The sequence below is a fragment of the Corallococcus sp. AS-1-6 genome, assembly GCF_020037015.1.
Classification (GTDB): domain Bacteria; phylum Myxococcota; class Myxococcia; order Myxococcales; family Myxococcaceae; genus Corallococcus.
Genome location: NZ_JAIQDE010000014.1, coordinates 202,309 through 222,411, shown reverse-complemented (window position 1 = coordinate 222,411; position 20,103 = coordinate 202,309). Strand labels below are relative to the sequence as shown.

At 73.2% G+C, this 20,103-nt stretch carries 2 protein-coding genes (1 of these 2 only partly in view); both read right to left on the bottom strand.

Annotated elements, in window-relative coordinates; translation table 11 throughout:
- On the bottom strand, positions 1-2,108 hold the start of the coding sequence (locus K8612_RS21075; protein ID WP_223763592.1) for a non-ribosomal peptide synthetase/type I polyketide synthase. It extends 10,177 nt beyond the left edge of the window; 2,108 of the gene's 12,285 nt are visible here — the first part of the coding sequence; it begins with the start codon at positions 2,106-2,108; the stop codon falls past the left edge of the window.
- On the bottom strand, positions 2,101-20,103 hold the full coding sequence (locus K8612_RS21070) for a non-ribosomal peptide synthase/polyketide synthase (RefSeq protein ID WP_223763591.1): 18,003 nt from the start codon (positions 20,101-20,103) through the stop codon (positions 2,101-2,103). The genes K8612_RS21075 and K8612_RS21070 overlap by 8 nt, the downstream gene beginning before the upstream one ends.

Here is a 20,103-nt window from a genome sequence, read left to right as displayed (position 1 = left end):
GGCGCGTTGACCGCGGCGATGAAGAGCGCCGGGCCCAGCAGGGGCCGCAGCTCGGCCTCCGGCAGCGCGACGGACACCATCGCGCCCTCCGGAAGCGACTGCATCAGTTGACCGCGCGCCGCGACCAGCGCGAGCGCGTCATCCAGCGACAGCACCCCCGCGAGGCACGCGGCGACGTACTCGCCCACGCTGTGGCCGAGCATGCCCTGGGGCGTCACGCCCAACGCACCCCAGAGCTTCGCCAGCGCGTATTCGATGACGAAGAGCGCGGGTTGGGTCACCTCGGTCCGGGTGAGCCGCGCCTCCGCCGCCGCGACGTCCGCGTCCGGTGGCGGGAACAGCACCTCGCGCAGGTCGAAGCCGAGCAGGGGCTTCAGGCGATTGCAGCAGTCGTCCACGTGCTTGCGGAAGACCGGCTCGGAGGCGTGGAGCTCCCGGCCCATGCCCACGTACTGGCTGCCCTGACCGGGGAACAGGAACACGACGGGGCGCGTGGAGGCCTCCTGGACCTCCGTGCGCAGGCGCTGCGCGCCGTCCGGTGCCTGCGCGCCGAGCACGGTGAGCGCGTCGTTCGTGTCGCGGCAGAGCAGCACGCGGCGGTGCTCGAACCGCTGGCGCCCCACCTGGAGCGTGTGGGCCACCTGGGCCAGCTCCGCTTCCGGGTGCTGCTCCAGCCAGGCCCGGAGGTTGTGCGTGGCGGCCTCCAGGGCCGGAGCGGTGCGCGCGGACAGGGGCAGCAACTGCCAGGGCCGGCCGGGCGCCTTCGCCGGTTCCCGGGGAGGCGCCTCTTCGAGGATGACGTGCGCGTTCGTCCCGCCGATGCCGAACGAGCTCACGCCCGCGCGCAGGGGCGCGCCGTCCGACGTCCACGGGCGCAGCGTCCCGTTGATGAAGAACGGGCTGTTGGCCAGGTCGAGCCGGGGGTTGGGCGTCTCGGTGTGGAGGCTGGGCGGCAGCTCGCGGTGCTGGAGGGCGAGCACCGTCTTGATGAGGCCGGCGATGCCCGCGGCGGCGTCCAGGTGCCCGATATTGGTCTTCACGGAGCCGAGCGCGCACCGCGCCGTCGCGCCGGGCTTGAGGCGGGAGCGGAAGGCCTTGGCGAGCGCCGTGACCTCGATGGGATCGCCCAGGGGCGTGGCCGTCCCGTGCGCCTCCACGTAGGTCACCGTCTCCGCCGGCACGTCCGCCAGGCCCAGGGCCTCGGCGATGACGGCGGATTGTCCCTCGACGCTGGGGGCGGTGTAGCCCAGCCGCGCCTCGCCGTCGTTGTTGATGGCGGAGCCTCGGATGATGGCGAGGATGGTGTCGCCGTCCGCCAGCGCGTCCGCCACGCGCTTGAGCACGACGACGCCCGCGCCCGAGCCGCGCACGGTGCCCGCGGCCCGCGCGTCGAAGGTCCGGCAGTGCCCGTCCGGCGAGACGACGCCGCCCTCCTGGTAGGGGTAGCCGGTGCGCTGGGGCGTGGCGATGGACACGCCGCCGGCCAGGGCGACGTCGGATTCACCCGTGAGCAGGCTCTGGCACGCGAGGTGGACCGCGACCAGCGAGGACGAACACGCCGTCTGCACCGCGATGCTCGCGCCGCGCAGCCCCAGCTTGTGGGAGACGCGCGGCGGCAGGAAGTCCTTGTCGTTGCTCAGCGTGACCTGGAACGTGCCCATCGCCTGGAGGACGTCCGGGCGGGACAGCAGGTTGCTGTACATGTACGACGACGGCCCCGCGCCGCCGAAGACGGAGACGAGCCCGCGGAACGCACGGGTCGCGTAGCCCGCGCGCTCCAGCGCCTCCCAGCAGACCTCCAGGAAGACGCGGTGCTGCGGGTCCAGCACCTCCGCGTCGCGCGGGCTGAAGTCGAAGAAGCCCGCGTCGAAGCGGTCCACGTCGTCCAGCACGAAGCCCGCGCGCACGTAGCCGGGCTGCTGGATGCGGGCCGGGTCCGCGCCGTCCGCGATCATCTGCGCGTCGGTGAACTCCGTGCGCGCCTCCACGCCGCGGCGCAGGTTGTCCCAGAACTGCTCGAGCGTCGAAGCCTGGGGGAACCGTCCGGCCATGGCGATGATCGCCACGCCTTCCGGACGGGATGCGGAGCGCTCGGAAGTGTCACTCATGGGAATCCTCGGGGTCGCCGTCCAGGTCGGACTCGGCGGGGTCGGCGCGGCCTCGGCGGCGGGCCTGTTGCCGTGAGAGCAGGGCGCGTCGCGTGTCGAAGCGCTCCTCGTCCGCGGCGGCGGTCTCCGTGGCGGGGGGCGCGGCCTCCGTGGCGCGGCGCAGGTGGGCCGCGAGCGCGGCCACGCTCTGGTGCTGGAACAGCTCCACCAGGGGAAGCTGCATGCCCAGCGCGCCCTGGAGCTTGCTGTGGATCTGCACCAGCGACAGGGAGTTGCCGCCCAGGTCGAAGAACCCGTCGTGCAGGCCCACGCGCGGCACGTTGAGGACCTCCTGCCAGATGCCAGCGACGGTCCGCTCGATGTCGTTGCGCGGCGCCTCGTACGGGGTCGCCGTTCCCAGTTGCCCCACGTCGGGGGCGGGCAGCGCCTTGCGGTCCAGCTTGCCGCTCGACGACAGGGGCAGGGACTCCAGCGCCACGAAGGTCGCGGGGACCATGTACTGCGGTAGCCGCCGCGACAGGTGCTCGCGCAGTTGCGAGGCCTGGAGGTCCTGGCCGCTGCTCACGACGTAGGCGACCAGCCGGCGGGTCCCGGCGTCCTCGCGCACCACCGCGGCGGCGTCCTTCACGGCCGGGTGCTCGCGCAGCACGGACTCCACCTCGCCCAGCTCGATGCGCAGGCCGCGCAGCTTCACCTGGTCGTCGGCGCGGCCCAGGTACTCCAGCTCGCCGTTGGCGCGCCAGCGGACCACGTCGCCCGTGCGGTACAGGCGCGCTCCGGGCTCCTGGCCGAACGGATCCGGGATGAACCGCTCCGCTGTCAGCTCCGCGCGACCGCCGTAGCCGCGGGCCACGCCCGGTCCACCCACGAGCAGCTCGCCGGCCACGCCCACGGGGACGGGCCGCAGGCGCGCGTCCACCACGTACACCCGCACGTTGGGGAAGGGCCGGCCGATGGTGGGTGCCTCGGGGACCACCGCGTCGTTGATGGAGGCGCAGATGGTCACCTCCGTGGGGCCGTACGCGTTGAGCAGCTTCCGGCCACGGCTCCAGCGCCGGGCCACCTCGGGCGGGCAGGCCTCGCCGGCGGAGATGACCGTGGTGAGGGCGGGCAGGCCCTCCGGCTCCAGTTGCGCCAGCACCGACGGCGTCAGCGTGACCGCCGTGACGCCCTGGTCCTTCAGCACCGCGTGGAGCGGAGGTCCGGGCAACAGGGCCTCGCGCGATGCCAGCACCAGCGTCGCTCCCGCGAGCAGCGTGGCGAAGACCTCGCACACGGACGCGTCGAACCCGATGGGGGCGAACTGCAGCACGCGGCTCTCCGGATGGAAGCCATGGGCCTGAACCGCCGCGAGCGCCGTGTTGCGCAGGCCGCGATGCGTGAGCAGCGTGCCCTTGGGCCGGCCCGTCGAACCCGACGTGTAGATGAGGTACGCCAGCGTGTCCGCGTGGAGGGCGCTGGACGGAGCCGTGTCCGGCATCCCCTGCGTCAGCGGCGCGCCGGGTTCGAGCACGTGCACCGCCACGCCCAGCGCGGTCAGGTCCTTCGCCAGGTGCGGCTGCGTGAGCGTCAGCCGGGCCCCGCTGTCCTCGAGCATGTACGCCAGACGCTCGCGCGGGAAGCTCGGGTCGAGCGGCACGTACGCGCCGCCCGCCTTGAGCACCGCGAGGATGCCCACCACCAGCTCCACCGAGCGCTCCAGGCACAGCGCGACGCGGACCTCGGGGCCCACGCCCAGGCCGGCCAGCCGGTGCGCCAATTGGTTCGCCCGCCGCTCCAGCTCGCGGTAGCTCACCCGCTGGTCCTGGAACACCAGCGCGGTCGCGTCCGGCGCGCGCGCCGCCCACTGCGCGAACCGCTCGTGCGCGAGCCCGTCGGGGAAGGGCACCGCCGTGGTGCTCCAGCCGGTGAGGACGTCACGCCGCTCGGACTCGGAGAGCAGGTCCACGGAGGACGGACGCCGCCCCGGATCCGCGAGCACGCCTTCGAGCAGCGCCACCAGGTGCGCGTCCATCCGCTCGAGCGTCGCCCGGTCGAACAACTGGGTGTTGTACTCCATGGCCCCGGTCAGCGCGCCGTCCTCCTCCATGAGCGTGAGGCTCAGGTCGAAGCGCGCCGTGGGCAGGTCCGGATCCAGCGGCGCCACCGCCAGCCCGGGCAGCGCGAGCGTCGGCTGCGCCGTGTTCTGGAGCGCGAACAGGACCTGGAACAGCGGGGTGCGGCTGAGGTCGCGCTCCGGGTGGAGCGTCTCGACCACCTTCTCGAACGGCACGTCCTGGTGGGCGTAGGCGCCCAGCGTGACGTCGCGCACGCGTCCCAGCAGCTCACGGAACGTGGGGTCGCCGTCCAGCTTCGTGCGCAGCACCAGCGTGTTGACGAAGAAGCCGATGAGCGGCTCGGTCTCCTCGCGCGTGCGCCCCGCGATGGGGGAGCCCACGCTGACGTCGTCCTGTCCCGCATACCGGCCAAGCAGGGACTGGAAGGCGGCGAGCAGCGTCATGAAGGGCGTGACGCCTTCTTCACGGCTCACGCTGCGCACGCGCGCGGACAGCTCGGCGGACCAGCGGATGCGGTGGCTCGCGCCTTGGGAGGTGCGCACCGGGGGACGCGGACGGTCCGTGGGCAGCTCCAGCGCGCGGGGCGCCCCGGACAGGCGGGCCTTCCAGTAGGCGAGTTGCGCCTCCAGGACTCCGCCCTCCATCCATTGACGCTGCCAGAGCGCGTAGTCGGCGTACTGGATGGGCAGCGGCGCGAGCGCCGGGGCCTGAGCGCGAAGGCGGGCCTCGTAGAGCGTGGCCATCTCCCGCACGAACACGCCCACGGACCAGCCGTCGGAGATGATGTGGTGCATCGTCATCATCAGGACGTGCTCGTCCGCGGCGCACTCCATCAGCACCGCCCGGAGGAGCGGCCCGCGCGACAGGTCGAACGGCCGGCGCACCTCCTCCGCGCACCGGCTCAGGGCCGCCTGCTCGCGCTCCTCATGCGTCCCCTCCAGGCGCACGCGTTCGAGGATGGACGGGAGGTGCCCGGAGATGACCTGGTGGGGCATCCCTTCCTCCATCGCGAACGTGGTGCGCAGGCTCTCATGGCGGCGCACCACCTCCGACAGGCTCCACTCCAGCGCGTCCACGTCGAGCGGCCCCTTCAGCCGCGTAGCCTGGGAGAGGGTGTAGTTCGCGCTGCCGGGCTCCAGCCGGTCGAGGAACCACAGGCGCTGCTGCGCGAACGACAGCGGCAGCCGTTCTCCTCGTGGCATCACCGCGAGCGCGGGGATGCCGGGCGCTCCCTGCTCCCGCTTCAAGACCTCCAGGCGCGTGGCCAGGTGCTCCGGCGTCGCCGCCTGGAACAGCTCCCGCAGGGGGAGCTCCACGCCGAAGGCGCCGCGCAGCCGCGACACCAACTGCGTGGCCAGGAGCGAATGTCCGCCCAGGTCGAAGAAGCTGTCGCGGATGCCCACGGTCTCCACGCCGAGCAGCCGCGAGAAGAGGCCCACGAGGATCTCCTCCGTGGGGGTCCTCGGCGGAGCGGCGCCTTCGACGCTCGCGAAGGCGCGCGCGTCCGGAGCGGGCAGGGCCTTGCGTTCGACCTTGCCGTTGGTGGACACCGGCATCGCGTCCATCGCGACGAACGCCGAGGGCACCATGTATTCCGGCAGCCGCTCGAGCATCCAGTGCCGCAGCCGCGTCGCGGACGGCACCGCCTCACGGCCCACGACGTAGCCGATGAGCCGGCGGTCTCCCGCCACGTCCTGCACCGTGACGACCGCCTCCCTCAGCGCGGGGTGCGACCCGAGCACCGCTTCGACCTCGCCCAGCTCGATGCGGAAGCCGCGGATCTTCACCTGTCCGTCGAGCCGGCCCAGGAACTCCAACCGGCCGTCGGTCCGCACGCGGGCGCGGTCGCCCGAGCGGTACATGCGCGCTCCGGGCGGACCATGCGGATCCGGCAGGAACCGCTCGGCCGTCAGGTCCGGACGGCCCAGGTAGCCCTGGGCGATGCCGCCGCCCGCGAGGAACATCTCCCCCGGGACGCCGGCCGGCACCGGACGCAGGGACGCGTCCAGGACGTAGACGCGCGCTCCGGAGATGGCGCGGCCGATCGTGGGCAGCCCCTCCTCGGAACCCTCGGGCGCCACGACGTCGCAGGTGGCGAGGACCGTCACCTCGGTGGGACCGTACACGTTGAGGAAGCGGTACCGGGCCCCGGAGGGCGGACGCCGGCGCAACTGATCTCCACCGACGCTGATGACGCGGAGCTGGTGGTGCTCCGGCAGGCGCTCACCGAGGACGAGCTCCCCGAGCGCGGTGGTGAAGAACACCGTCTGGATGGCGGCGTCCGCGAGCCAACGCGCGATCGCCGCGGGATCCGCGCGCACCGCCTCCGGGACGATGACCAGCGCCGCGCCAGCCGCCAGCTTGGGCCAGAGCTCCAGCACCGACGCGTCGAAGGCCGGAGACGCCAGCACTGCCGCGCGGTCACCGGGGCCCACGGGCATGTCCCGCTGATGCCAGTCCGACAGGTGGGCCAGCGCGCCATGGTCGACGGTGATGCCCTTGGGGACGCCCGTCGTGCCCGACGTGAAGATGACGTAGGCGGGCGAGGACGGCGGCGGATCCGCGGGCAGTTCGCCCGACGTGGCCTCGGCGCCGGGCGCCGTGCCCTCCGCGAAGATCACCCGCAGCGTCGGCGGGATGCGCGCCGCGTGCGCCGGGGTGGTCACGACGGCCGTGGCCCGCGACTCCGCGAGGATGGTGTGGAGCCGCGTGTCCGGCAGCGTGGGCTCGAGCGGCATGAACACGCCTCCCGCCCGGAGGATGGCCAACTGCGCGACGACCATCGCCGCCGAGCGCTCCATCAGCACCGCGATGGGACGAGTCGCGCCGGGAGACGGACGCGGCAGCACGCGCGCCAGGCGCGTGGCTTCACGGTCGAGCTCGCCATAGGTGAGGACGTGCTCGCCGTCGATGACCGCGGGCGCGGAGGGCGTGCGCTCCACCCAACCCCGGATGCGCGGGAGCACGCCGGGGGAGGCGGGGACGGGGAGGGCGGTGGCCTCGGCGGGACTGGACGCGAGCGCGCGCGTCAACTGGGAGAGCCGTTGCTCCGGCGCGGCCACGATGGCCTCCAGCAGCACGCGAAGCTGCGCCGCCATCCGGTCGATCGTGCCGGGGTCGAACAGGTCCGTGTCGTATTCGATGACGCCGTCGAAGCCGCCCGGTCCGTCGCGCAGCGACAGCGAGAGGTCGAACTTGGACGCCTGGCTGCCGGTGGGCAGCTCCCGGAAGACGAGCCCGGGGAGCGCCAGCTCCGCCGTGGACGCGTTCTGGAGCGCGAACACCACCTGGAAGAGGGGCGGGTGGCTCAGGCTGCGCTCGGGCCGCAGCTCCTCGACGAGCTTGTCCAGCGGCACGTCCTGGTGGGAGTACGCCGCCAGCGTCACCTCGCGCACCCGGCCCAGCAGCTCCTGGAACGACGGATCGCCAGCGGTGTTCGTCCGCAGGACCAGCGTGTTCACGAAGAAGCCGATGAGGCCTTCGATCTCCGCGCGCGTGCGTCCGGCGATTGGCGTACCCACGCAGAAGTCGTCCTGGCCGGAGAGGCGCGACAGCAACGTCTGGAACGCCGTCAGCAGCACCATGAACGGCGTGGCCCCCTCGCGCTGGCCAAGCGCCTTCACCCGTTCGGACACGTCCTGGGGAAGGGCCAACGGGTGGATGGCGCCGCGGTAAGCGCGAACGGGCGGCCTCGGGCGATCCGTGGGCAGCTCCAGCAGCGGCGGCGCGCCCGCGAGCGTCTTCCGCCAGTAGTCGAGCTCCGCGTCGAGCACCGGCCCCTCCATCCACTGCCGCTGCCAGGCCGCGTAGTCCACGTACTGGAAGGGGAGGGGCGCGAGGGGCGAGCCGCGTCCCTGCGTGAAGGCCTCATAGAGCGCCGCCACTTCGCGGATGAGCACGCCGGTGGACCAGCCGTCAGAGATGATGTGGTGCAGCGTCACCAGCAGCAGGAACGCGCGGTCGTCCCGCTGGAGCAGCGTGACGCGCAGCAACGGTCCTCGCTGGAGGTCGAACGGCGTGCGGCCCTCCTCCGCCATCAGGCGGGCCTCCTCGGCGGCGCGATCCGCTGGAGGCAGCCCGCGCAGGTCCACGTGGCGCAGCGGCGCCGTGGCCTCCGGGGAGATGACCTGGACCGGCTGGCCCTGCTCGGCGCGGAACGTCGTCCGCAGCGCTTCGTGGCGCTCCACCAGTGACGCGAAGGCGCGTTCGAGCGCGGCCACGTCCAGGTCGCCGTCGATGCGCACCGCCGCCGGGATGTTGTACGACGCGCTCCCCGGCTCTAGCTGATCCATGAACCACAGGCGCTGCTGGGCGAACGACAGGGGCAGCACGCCGTCGCGGGGGATGCGCGACATGGCGGCCCACCGGGTGCCGGTGCTGGCGCCGATGGCCCGCTCGACGTGAGCTGCGAGCGCGCTCACGGTGGACGCTTCGAAGATCGTCCCCACGGGCAACTGGATGCGGAAGGCCGCGCGGATGCGCACGGCCGCCTGGGTCGCCGTCAGGGAGTGGCCGCCGAGCGCGAAGAAGTCGTCCTCGCGGCCCACGCGCGCCACGCCCAGCACCTGGGCGAGGATCTCCGCGAGCCGCTCCTCCACGGGCGTCGCGGGAGCGACATAGGCCGCGCCCGGGGTGGCCAGGTCCGCGTCCACGGCGGGCAGCGCCCGGCGGTCCACCTTGCCGTTCACGGTGAGGGGCAGCGCCGTCAACGACAGGAACGCCGAGGGCACCATCGGGTCCGGGAGCCGCGTGAGCAACCAGCGCCTCAGCTCCAGCGGGTCCGGCATCGTGTCGTGGGGCACGACGTACGCCACCAGCCTGCGGTCTCCGTCCACGTCCCGGACCACGACGGCCGCTTCACGCACCGCCGCGTGCTCCGCCAGCACCGCTTCGATTTCGCCCAGCTCGATGCGGAAGCCGCGCACCTTCACCTGGTCGTCGATGCGGCCCTGGTACTCGAGCTGCCCATCGGCGCGCCAGCGCACGATGTCGCCCGTGCGGTACAGGCGCTGGCCGGGCGTGGAGGCGAACGGATCCGGCACGAAGCGCTCGGCCGTCAGGTCCGGACGCTGGCTGTAGCCGCGCGCGACGCCCGCGCCGCCGATGAACAGCTCGCCCGGGACGCCGACCGCCGTGGGGGCCCCGTGCGCGTCCAGCACGTACAGCCTCGTGTTGGCGATGGGGCGGCCAATGGGGACCGCGCTGTCGAAGCGGGCGTCCGGGCCCACCTCGAAGGTGCAGCAGCCCACCACCGTCTCGGTCGGGCCGTACTCGTTGATGATGCGCGTGGCCGGCGCGCGCTTGCGCCAGGACGCGAGCGCCGCGGACGTCAGGGCCTCGCCGCCCACGACGAAGCAGCGCACCCGGCCGGCGACTTCCACGTCCGACAACTGCGTCTCCAGGAGGGAGAGCTGCGTGGGCGTCAGCTTGACGATGGAGCGGTCCATGCCCGAGCGCAGCACCTGCGCCAGCCCCTCGCCAGCGCGGCCCTCCGGCACCAGGACGACGCGCCCTCCGGCCATCAGCGGCGTCAGGAGGCTGGTGATGGTCAGGTCGAAGCCCAGCGGCGAGTGCACGGGAGCCCCCGCGCCCGCCGCCGCGTCGTACGCGTCACGGCTCCACGCGAGGTAGTTCACCGCGCCCCCGTGCGTCACCATCACGCCCTTGGGCCGGCCGGTGCTCCCCGACGTGTAGAGGACGTACGCCAGTTGCTCCGGATCCACCGCCAGGCCCAGGTCCGCGCCGTCCTCGGAGGACAGGTCGGTCTCGTCCAGGCACAGCGTGTACCCGGTGATGCCCGGCAGCGCGCCGCGCAGGTCGGAATGCAGCACCAGGGCCTGGGCGCCGCTGTCCTGGAGCACGTAGGCGAGCCGGTCGTGCGGGTAGCTCGGGTCGATGGGCACGTACGTGCCGCCGGCCTTGAGCACGCCGAGCACGGCCACCACCAGGTCCGGGGTCCTCCGCAGCGCGAGCGCCACCCGGACCTCCGGCCCCACGCCGCCGCGCCGCAGGACGCGCGCGAGCTGGTTCGCCCGCGTGTTCAGTTGGGCGTACGTCAGCAACTCCGCGCCGGACTCGACGGCCACGGCGCCGGGCGTGCGTCGCGCCTGGGCCTCGAAGAGGGCCGCCACGTGCGGCGCGGGCGCTGACGCCGTGGCCGTGTCATTCCAGGTGTGCAGCAGGTGGCCGTACTCGTCCGCGTCCAGCAGTTGGCTGCGCTCGTAGCGCTCCTTCGGATGCAGGGCCATCCGCTCCAGCGTGCGCAGGTAGATGCCGGCGACGCGGTCCAGCTTCGCCGCGTCCCAGTCCTGTCCGTGGCTGCGCAGCGTGAGCTTCACGTCCTGCGATTCCGGATCCACGCTGAACGTCGTGTCGAGCGGCAGGTCCAGCCACGACGTCTCCCAGTACGGCTCCACCAGCCGCACGCCCGGGATGCCCGTCAGGCCCGCGGAGACGTGGAAGTGGACGAAGTTGAAGAGCGCGTCGAACAGGGGACGGCCGCCCAGTTGCTGCTGGAGCCGCGCCATCGGGTAGCGCCGGTGCGGGGAGAGCGCCTGCTCGCGAGCGAACACCTCGCGGACCAGCTCCACCCAGGTGCCGCCCCCCAGCTCCAGCGCGAAGGGCACGCTGTTGAGGAACAGGCCCAGGACGCGCTCGCCGTCCGTCACCTCCGGGCGTCCGTTCACGACGAAGCCCGACACCACGTGGGACGACCCGTCCAGCACGCCACGCACGCGCAGGTGCGCGGCGAGCAGCACGCTCTTGAGCGGCACCACCGCCTGGTGGCCCAGCGCGCGCAGGCCCTGGGCGACGGAGGCCGTCAGGGGGAACTCGCGGAACAGCAGTTGCCCGGGGCCCTGCGCCGGGGAGCGGGGCGCGACGTTCGACCTCGCGCGCGACACCTGCGCCAACTGCTCGCGCCAGTACCGCTGGGCCGCTTCCGAATCGAGCGTCTGGCGCTCGAGCGCCACGAACTCGCGGTACGCCGCCGCCAGCGGCGGGACGGGCGCCTCCACCCCCTGGCGCGCGGCCAGGGCCTGGGGGAGGAACTCCGCCAGGAGCGAGGCGAAGCTCCAGCCGTCCAGGATGGCGTGGTGGAAGATGACGGAGAGCTGCACCGTCCGTTCGGTCCGCCGGTGGAAGCCGAAGCGGATGAGGGGCGCCTGCTCCCAGGTGAAGGGCCGGGAGCGTTCGCGCTCCAGCCACGCCGTCAGGTGGCGGTCCTGCTCCGCGCGGGAGAGGGCGCTCAGGTCCTCCACATGCAGCGGCACCTCCACCTCGCGGTGCACGAACTGCAAGGGCTCGTCGTAGTGCGCCAGGTCGAACGAGGTCCGCAGCACCGCGTGGCGCATGGCCAGCTCGCGCAGCACGCGCCGCAGCGTCACGGGCTCCAGGTCCACCTCCAGGTGGAAGCTGAACGCGTCGTGGTAGAGCGCGGTCTGCTGGCTGTACTCGCTCTGGAAGAGCATGCCCGCCTGGAGCGTCGCCAGCGGATAGGCGTCCTCCAGGTCCGGGGGCAGCCGTGCGCGGTCGGACTCGGAGAGCAGCGCGAACGGCGCATGAGTGGCCGCGTCCGCCGCGGCCCGCACCTGACCCTGGAGCGCTTCCGACATCGCGCGGACGGTCTGCTTCTCCAGCAGCGTCGCCACCGACAGCTCCAGGCCCCGCTCGCGGCAGCGCGCCACGTACTGGATGGCGCGGATGGAGTCGCCGCCCAGGTCGAAGAAGCTGTCGTCGATGCCCACCCGCGCCACGCCGAGCAGCTCCGCGCCCACGGCGCAAAGGATCTCCTCCGTGGGCGTCCGGGGGGCCTGGTAGTTGGTGCCCAGCTCGGGGCGCTCACCGTCCGGGGCCGGCAGCGCGCGCCGGTCCACCTTGCCGTTGACCGTGAGCGGCAGCTCCGCGAGCGTCACCAGCGCCGCCGGCAGCATGTGCGCGGGCAGCTTGTCCGCGAGGAACGCGCGCACCGCGTCGATGGTCAGCGTCCGTCCCTCGGTGGGCACGACGTAGGCCACCAGGGACTTCTCCCCGGCGATCTCCCGCACCATCACCACGGTGTCCTGCACCGCCGGATGCCTGCGCACGGCGGTCTCGATCTCTCCCGGTTCGATGCGGAAGCCGCGGACCTTCACCTGCTGGTCCACGCGGCCGAGGAACTCGAGCGTGCCGTCCCGGCGCACGCGGCACCGGTCGCCGGTGCGATACAGCCGCGCGCCCGGCGTCGTCCCGAACGGATCCGGCACGAAGCGCTCCGCGGTCAGCGCGGGCTGGTGCAGGTAGCCGTGCGCCAGGCCGTCTCCCGCGGCGTACAGCTCGCCGGGCGCGCCGATGGGCACCTGCTCCATGGCGGCGTCGAGCACGTAGACCCGCGTGCCCGGGATGGGCCGGCCCAGTGGTACGCCCGCGCGGAGGTCCTCGCGGGGTGGGACCGGGAAGCAGCAGGTGAAGGTGGTGTTCTCCGTGGGGCCATAGCCGTTGATGACCTGGCAGCCCGGGTGCGCCTCCAGCACCCGCGCCACGTGCGGAGGCGACAGCACGTCACCCCCGGCGAGCAACTGCCGCACCGGCGCCAGCGCTCCCAGGTGCGAATCGACGACCTGGTGGAAGAGGCCCGCCGTGAGCCACAGCGTGGTGATGCGCTCACGCGCGATGAGCCCGGAGAGCGCGTCGAGCGACAGCGCCTGGGGCGGCGCGATGATCAGCCGGGCGCCGTTGAGCAGCGCTCCCCAGACCTCGAAGGTGGACGCGTCGAAGGCGAGCGGCGCCAACTGGAGCAGCGTCTCCGTCGGTGACAGGCGCACCCAGCCCGGCTCGCGCACCAGCCGGAGGACGCCGCGGTGCGGGACCGCGACGCCCTTGGGCCGCCCCGTCGAACCGGAGGTGAAGAGGACGTAGGCCTCGGACTCCGCGCCCACGCCGTGCTCGGGGGCGTGCACGGGCCTGCGGGCGATCGCCGCCGCGTCCGTGTCCACGCACACGAAGGGGATCCATTGCGAGGACAGGCCGTCCGCGATCTCCGACGTCGTCACGATGGCCGCGGGCCGTGTCTCCTCCAGCAGGAAGCCCAGGCGCTCCGGCGGATCGTTCGCGTCCAGCGGCACGTAGGACGCGCCTGCCTTGAGGATGGCCACCAGCGCCACCACCAGGTCCAGCGACCGCTCCAGCGCGAGCGCGACCCGGGCCCCGGGCCCCACGCCCTGCGCGCGCAGGTGGTGGGCCAACTGGTTCGCGCGGCGGTCGAGCCCGCCGTAGTCGAGCGTCTGGCCCTCGAACACGAGCGCCACCGCGTCCGGGGCCTCCGCCACGCGCTGTTCGAAGCACGCCGGGATGGACAGCGCGCGGGGGACTTCGCGCACCGGGCCGCTCCAGGCCGCCAGTTGCTGGAACTCACCGGGAGGCAGCATGGGCAGCGCGGAGATGCGCTGTCCGGGGGAGGCCACGGCGGCGTGGGCCAGGCGCAGGAAGTGCTGCCACATCCGCTCCATCGCCTCGCCGTCGAGGACGTCGGTGTTGTACTCGGCGACGACCTTCAGCGCGCCTTCCTCCGGCGTGAGGATGAAGAGCAGGTCCCAGCGCGCCAGCCCGTTGCTCTCGCCCTCCATGAGCTCCAGCGAGAGGCCCGGCAGCCGCATCGCGGGCATGGGGGCGTTCTCCAGCACGAGCTTGGCCTGGAAGAGCGGCTGACCGGTGGTGGCGCGCTGATCGCGCAGCTCCTGCACCAGCCTCCCGAACGGGGTCTCCTGGTGCTCGTAGGCATCCAGCGCCACCTGCCGCACGCGCGCGAGCAGCTCCCGGAAGGTGGGCTGCCCGGAGAGCTGCGTGCGCAGGACGAGCTGGTTGGTGAAGAAGCCGATGATGCCTTCGAGCGCTTCGTGCTCGCGGCCCGCGATGTCCGTTCCGACGACGATGTCGTCCTGCCCCGTGTGCCGCTGCAACAGGACGTCGAACAGGGCGAGCAGCACCATGAACAGCGTGGCGCCCTCGGCGCGCGCGAGCGCCTCCAGCTCCCCGGTCAGCTTCGCGGGGAGGGTGAAGCGCCGGCCGTCGCCGTGGAAGCGCTCGCCCGGAGGACGCGGGACATCCGAGCGCAACTGCAACGTGGGGAGCTGGTCCAACTGCTTGCGCCACCAGCCCAGGTTCTCCGCCAGCGTGCCGGACTCCAGCCAGCCGCGGTGCCACGCGGCATAGTCCGCGTACTGGAACGGCAGCTCCGGCAGCGGCGAGGGCTGGCCCTGGCTGAAGGCGCCATAGACCGCCGCCAGCTCGCGCAGGAACACGCCACCCGACCAGCCGTCGGAGACGATGTGGTGCAGCGTCAGGCAGAGCACGTGCTCCTGCTCGGCCAGGCGCACGAGCACCGCGCGCAGCAGCGGCCCCTGCTCCAGGTCGAACGGACGCACCGCCTCCTCGCGCGCCACCCGGCGGGCGCCGGCCTCGGCCTCGTCGCGCGGGCGGTCCGACAGGTCCACCACCGGCAGCGCCGGATGAGACGCGGGCTGGATGACCTGCACCGCGCGGCCCTCGTCCTGGCGGAAGACGGTGCGCAGCGCCTCGTGCCGGCGGATGAGCTCGGCCAGGCCCTGCGCCAGCGCCGGCAGGTTCAGCGTGCCGTGCATCCGCACCGCGGCGGGCACGTTGTAGAGCGGCGAGCCCGGGGAGAGCTGGTCGGCCAGCCACAGCCGCTCCTGCGCCAGCGACAGGGGCAGGGGACCAGTGCGAGGCAGCGCGGTCAGCGCGGGCACGACGCGGCGGGGCTGGGTGTTCGCGTCGATGTGACGGGCCATCGCGGCCACCGTCGTCACGTCGTTCATGAAGGCGCTGAGGGGCAGCTCCACCCCGAACGCCGTGCGGAGGCGCGCGATCACCTGCGTGGCCATGAGGGAGTGACCCCCCAGGTCGAAGAAGTCGTCGTGGATGCCGACGCGGTCGGTCTTCAGCACCTCCGCCCAGAGCGCGGCCACCCGGTGCTCCGTGTCCGTCGTGGGCGCGGCGAAGGTCCCGTCCTCCGAGGTGCTCTGCGCGCCCGGCGGCGGCAGGGCCTTGCGGTCCAGCTTCCCGTGGGAGGTCAGCGGGAGCACCTCCAGCGGCACGAAGGCCGAGGGGACCATGTAGTCCGGCAACTGGGACTCCAGCGCCTCGCGCAGGCCGCGCGCCACGTCGGACGTGGCCACCACGTAGGCCACCAGGCGGGGATCGCCCGGGTTGTCCTCGCGGAGGATGACCGCCGCGTCGCGCACGCCCGGCCGGGCACGCAGCGCCGCTTCAATCTCCCCCGGTTCGATGCGGTAGCCGCGCAGCTTCACCTGATCATCGACGCGGCCCACGTACTCCAGGCCCCCGTCAGGCAGCCGGCGCACGCGGTCACCCGTGCGGTACAGCCGGCCGCCGGGGACGCGGGAGTAGGGATTCGGCACGAACCGCGCGGCGGTCAGGTCGGGCCGGCCCAGGTAGCCGCGCGCGAGCCCCACGCCCGCGACGCACAGCTCCCCGGGGACACCCACCGGCACGGGCCGCAGCCCCGCGTCCAGCACGTACACCTGCACATGGGCCAGCGGCCGGCCGAGCGTGGGCCGCTCCGGATCCACGTTCGGGTTGAACGTCGCGCAGACGGTGACCTCCGTGGGGCCGTAGGCGTTGACGAAGCGCAGCCGGTCCGCCCAGCGCAGCGCGAGCTCCGGCGTGCACGCCTCGCCGGCCGTGAGCAACGTCTGGAGCCCGGTGGCCTGGGATGGATCCAACTGCGCCAGCACGGACGGCGTCAGGGTGACGACGGTGATCTCCTGCTTGCGCAGGGTCTGCTCCAGCGGCGCCCCCGGCATCACGGCGTCCCGGGGGGCCAGCACCAGCGCCGCGCCGGACAGCAGGGGCGGGAAGATGTCCGACACCGCCGCGTCGAAGCTCAGCGCGAAGAACTGCAACAGGCGGCTGCCCACGCCCAGCCGCATCATCGCGGCCGTCTCGCGCGCCGTGTTGCACAGGCCGCGGTGCTGCAGGAGCGTCCCCTTGGGACGGCCCGTCGAACCCGACGTGTAGATGACGTACGCCAGCGAGCCGCTGGTGGCGCCGCCCTCCAGGTTCTCGCCGGACTCCCGGGCGCACAAGGACTCCACGTCCTCGATGCACAGCGCGCGGTCATCCCGTCCGCCCAGCCGGGGGAGCAGGGCGTGGCGTGTGAGCACCCTCGGCGCGCGCGTGTCGTCCAGGATGAAGCCGAGCCGCTCCGGGTGCTGGGCCGGGTCGAGCGGCACGTACGCGCCGCCCGCCTTCAGGATGGCCAGCAGGCCCACGACCATGTCGAACGAACGTTCGAAGCACAGCCCGACGAGCGTCTCCGGGCCCACGCCCTGTTGCCGCAGCACGCGCGCGAGCCGGTTGGCCCTCGTGTTGAGCTCCCGGTAGGTGAGCGTCTCGTCGCCGAGACAGAGCGCCGTGGCGTCGGGTGTGCGCGCGGCCTGGGCCTCGAAGAGGCGATGCGCGCAGCTCTCGTCCGCCTCTCCCGTGCCGGTCTCCGCCCACTCCACGAGGAGCCGGTGGCGCTCACCGGCCTCCAGCATGTCCAGGCTGTCGAGCGGGGCATCGGGCTGGGACACCGCCGCGGTGAGCAGGCCTCCCAGGTGCGCCACCAACTGGCGCACCGCCGCGACGTCGAACAGGTCCGTGCTGTACTCCAGCCGGCCCCGGAGCCCCGCCGCGCTCTCGGACAGCGCCAGGCGCAGGTCGCCCTGGAGGAAGTGGCTGGGGAGCTCCCACTGCTGGAGGGTGAGGCCCGGCAGCGGCTGGGTGGCGAGCGGATCCGGAACGATGGCCAGCACGTGCTGGAACAGCGGCGAGGCGCCCGGGTGGCGCACCGGCCGCAGCGCCTGCACCAGCTTCTCGAACGGCAGGTCCTGGTGCGCGTAGGCCCGCAGCGTCACGTCGTGCACGCGCGCGAGCAGCTCCCGGAAGGAGGCTACGCCCGACAGCCGCGTGCGCAGCACCAGCGTGTTGACGAAGAAGCCGATGAGGTCCCGCGCCTCCGGCCGGTCGCGGCCATGGACGGGTGTGCCCACGACGATGTCGTCCTGCCCCGAGTAGCGGGCGAGCAGCAGTTGATAGGCCGCCAGCAGGACGACGAAGGGCGACACGCCCTGTTCCCGCGCGAGCCCCTTCATCCGCTCCAGGAGCTCCGCGGAGAGGCCCACCTCCACGCTGGCGGCGCGGTGCGTGGACGTGGACGGCCGGGGCTGCGCCACGGCCAGGTCCAGGACCTCGGGAGCGCCCTCCAGCTCGCCGCGCCAGAAGCCGAGCAGCGTCTCCAGCTCGGGGCCCTGGAGCAGCTCCCGCTGCCACGCGCCGTGGTCGGAGTAGCGCAGCGTCAGCTCTGGCAGGGCGGCAGGGCGGCCCTCGGCGTGCGCCGGGTAGAGCACCGCCAGCTCCCGGACGAGCACCTCCATGGACACGCCGTCCGCGATGATGTGGTGCATCGTGAGCACCAGCACGTGCTCGTGTTCTCCGGTCCGGAGCAGGACCGCGCGCAGGAGCGGCCCGGTGCCCAGGTCGAAGCCCTGGAGCGCCTCCGCATCGGCGCGGCGCTGGAGCTCCCGCTCACGCGCGGGCGCGGACAACGCGCGCAGGTCCCCGGTGCCGAGCGTGAAGGACGCCTCCGGAGAGATGCGCACCACGGCCGCGCCCTCCGCCTCCGCCGCGTGGAAGGTGGTCCGCAGGGTCTCGTGGCGGCGCACGACGTCCTGGAACGCGCGCTCCAGCGCGGCCGGCTCCAGGGGGCCCTGGAACCGCACGGCCGCGGTGATGTTGTACAGCGCGCTCCCGGGCTCCAACTGCTCCAGGAACCACAGCCGCTCCTGGCCTGGGGACAGGCGCGGCGGCGCGTCGTCCGCCCGGCGCGCGATGGGCGCGGGCAGGGGGCTCGCGGACTGGCGGCGCTCGTGGATCAGCACCGCCAGCTCGTGGAGCGTGGGCCCCCGGAGCAGCTCCTCCATGCGCACGGCGACGCCCGCGCCGGTCTCCAGCGCGTGCCCCAGCTCGATGGCGCCGAGCGAGTCGAAGCCGAAGCGGGTGATCGGCAGATCCCCGTCGAGCGCGCCCGACGCGAGGCGCAGGCTCCGGGCCATCGCCCCCCGCAGCCACGCCGTGGTGTCGGCGAGCGACGCGTCCGGTGCCAGCAGGGCAGGGGCGGACGGCGCCGGGGTGGCCGCGGTCACGGCCTCCTCGCGCCACGCCGTCACCACGGGCAGCTCATGGGCGAGGAACGCCGCGCGGGTGCCGCTGCGCTGGATCTTGCCGCTGGACGTCTTGGGGATGCTCCCGGGCTCGATCAGCACCAGGGCGTGGAGGGGCACCTCGTGCAGCTCCGCGAGCCGCTGGCGGACCCGCGCGGTCACCTCGTCGGGATCCGTCATGCGGCGCGGATCCACCTCCTGGACCACGACGAGCCGCTCCTCGCCGTCCACGTCCACGGCGAACGCGGCGGTGCAGCCCGGACGCAGCGCCGGGTGGCTCTGCTCCACCGTCTGCTCCAGGTCCTGCGGGTAGACGTTGCGCCCCCGGAGGATGATCAGGTCCTTGAGCCGGCCGGAGACGAACAGCTCCCCGTCCGCCAGGAAGCCCAGGTCCCCCGTGCGCAGGTACACCGTGTCGCCGCCGCCCGCCACGCGGCCGTGGAACGCGCGGGCCGTCTCCTCCGGGCGCTCCCAGTAGCCCCGGGCGACGCTCGGGCCGTGGACCCAGATCTCCCCCACGCGGCCCGGCGCGCACGGCTCGCACGTCGCGGGATCCACGATGCGGATCTCCTGGTCGGGCAGGTTCCCGCCGGAGCCCACCAGCAGCGGACCGCTGGCATCCTCCCGGGCCTCGCCCCGCGAGAGCGCGCCGGGGTCGAAGGGACGGTGGACGGGGAACACGCCCTTCTTGCCGCCGGAGACGATGAGCGTCGCCTCCGCCAGGCCGTAGCACGCGTAGAGCGCCTCCGGCCGGAAGCCCGAGGGCGCGAACGCGTCCGTGAACCGCGCGAGCGTCTCCGGGCGGATGGGCTCCGCGCCGCAGAACGCGACCTCCCAGCTCCGCAGGTCGAGCGCCGCGCGCTCCTCCGGCGTGCTCTTGCGCACGCACAGATCGAACGCGAAGTTCGGACCGCCGCTGATGGTGCCCTTGAACCGGGACACCGCCTCCAGCCACTTCATGGGGCGCCGCAGGAAGTCCAGCGGCGACATCAGCGCGACGGGGAACCCCGCGTACAGCGGCTGGAGGATGCCGCCGATGAGCCCCATGTCGTGGTACGGCGGCAGCCAGATGACGCCCGTGGAGTCCTGGCGGCTCTCGAACGCGTGGGAGATGAGCCCCAGGTTGTGCAGCAGGTTGCCGTGGCTGAGCATCACGCCCTTGGGCGTGCCCGTGGACCCGGACGTGTACTGGAGGAACGCCAGCGCGTCAGTCCCCACGTCCGCGGGCCGCCAGTCCTGCCCCGTCTCCTCCGGCAACGCGTCCGTGGCCACCCAGTGCAGCGCCTTCAACTCCGGCGCCTGTTCGAACAGCATCTCCGCGAACGACGCGATGAACGACGTGGTGAGCACCACCGTCGCGCGCGCGTCCTCGATGATGGAGCGCAGCCGCGGAAGCGTCCGGCCCAGCCGCATCGGATCCGGCGGATAGGCCGGGACCGCGATCCGCCGCGCATAGAGGCACCCGAAGAACCCCGCGATGTACTGGAGCCCCGGCGGATACAGCAGCACCACCCGCGCCCCCGCCGGGCTCACCGCCTCCAGCGCCGCGCCAATGCGCCGCGCCCAGCGGTCCATCTCCCCCCGCGACATCGTGACTTCGGAGCCGTCTTCCTCCAGGAACGTGTAGAGCGGCGCCTCCGCGCGTGCTTCCGCCCGCTGCCGCAGCAGCGCGACGAGTGACGGAGTAGCGCCGTAATCCACGTGAAGTTTGACAGACAT

Bases quoted from the DNA above. Each gene is read 5' to 3' on its own strand.
- K8612_RS21070 (WP_223763591.1), bottom strand. From the start codon at position 20,103: ATGTCTGTCAAACTTCACGTGGATTACGGCGCTACTCCGTCACTCGTC.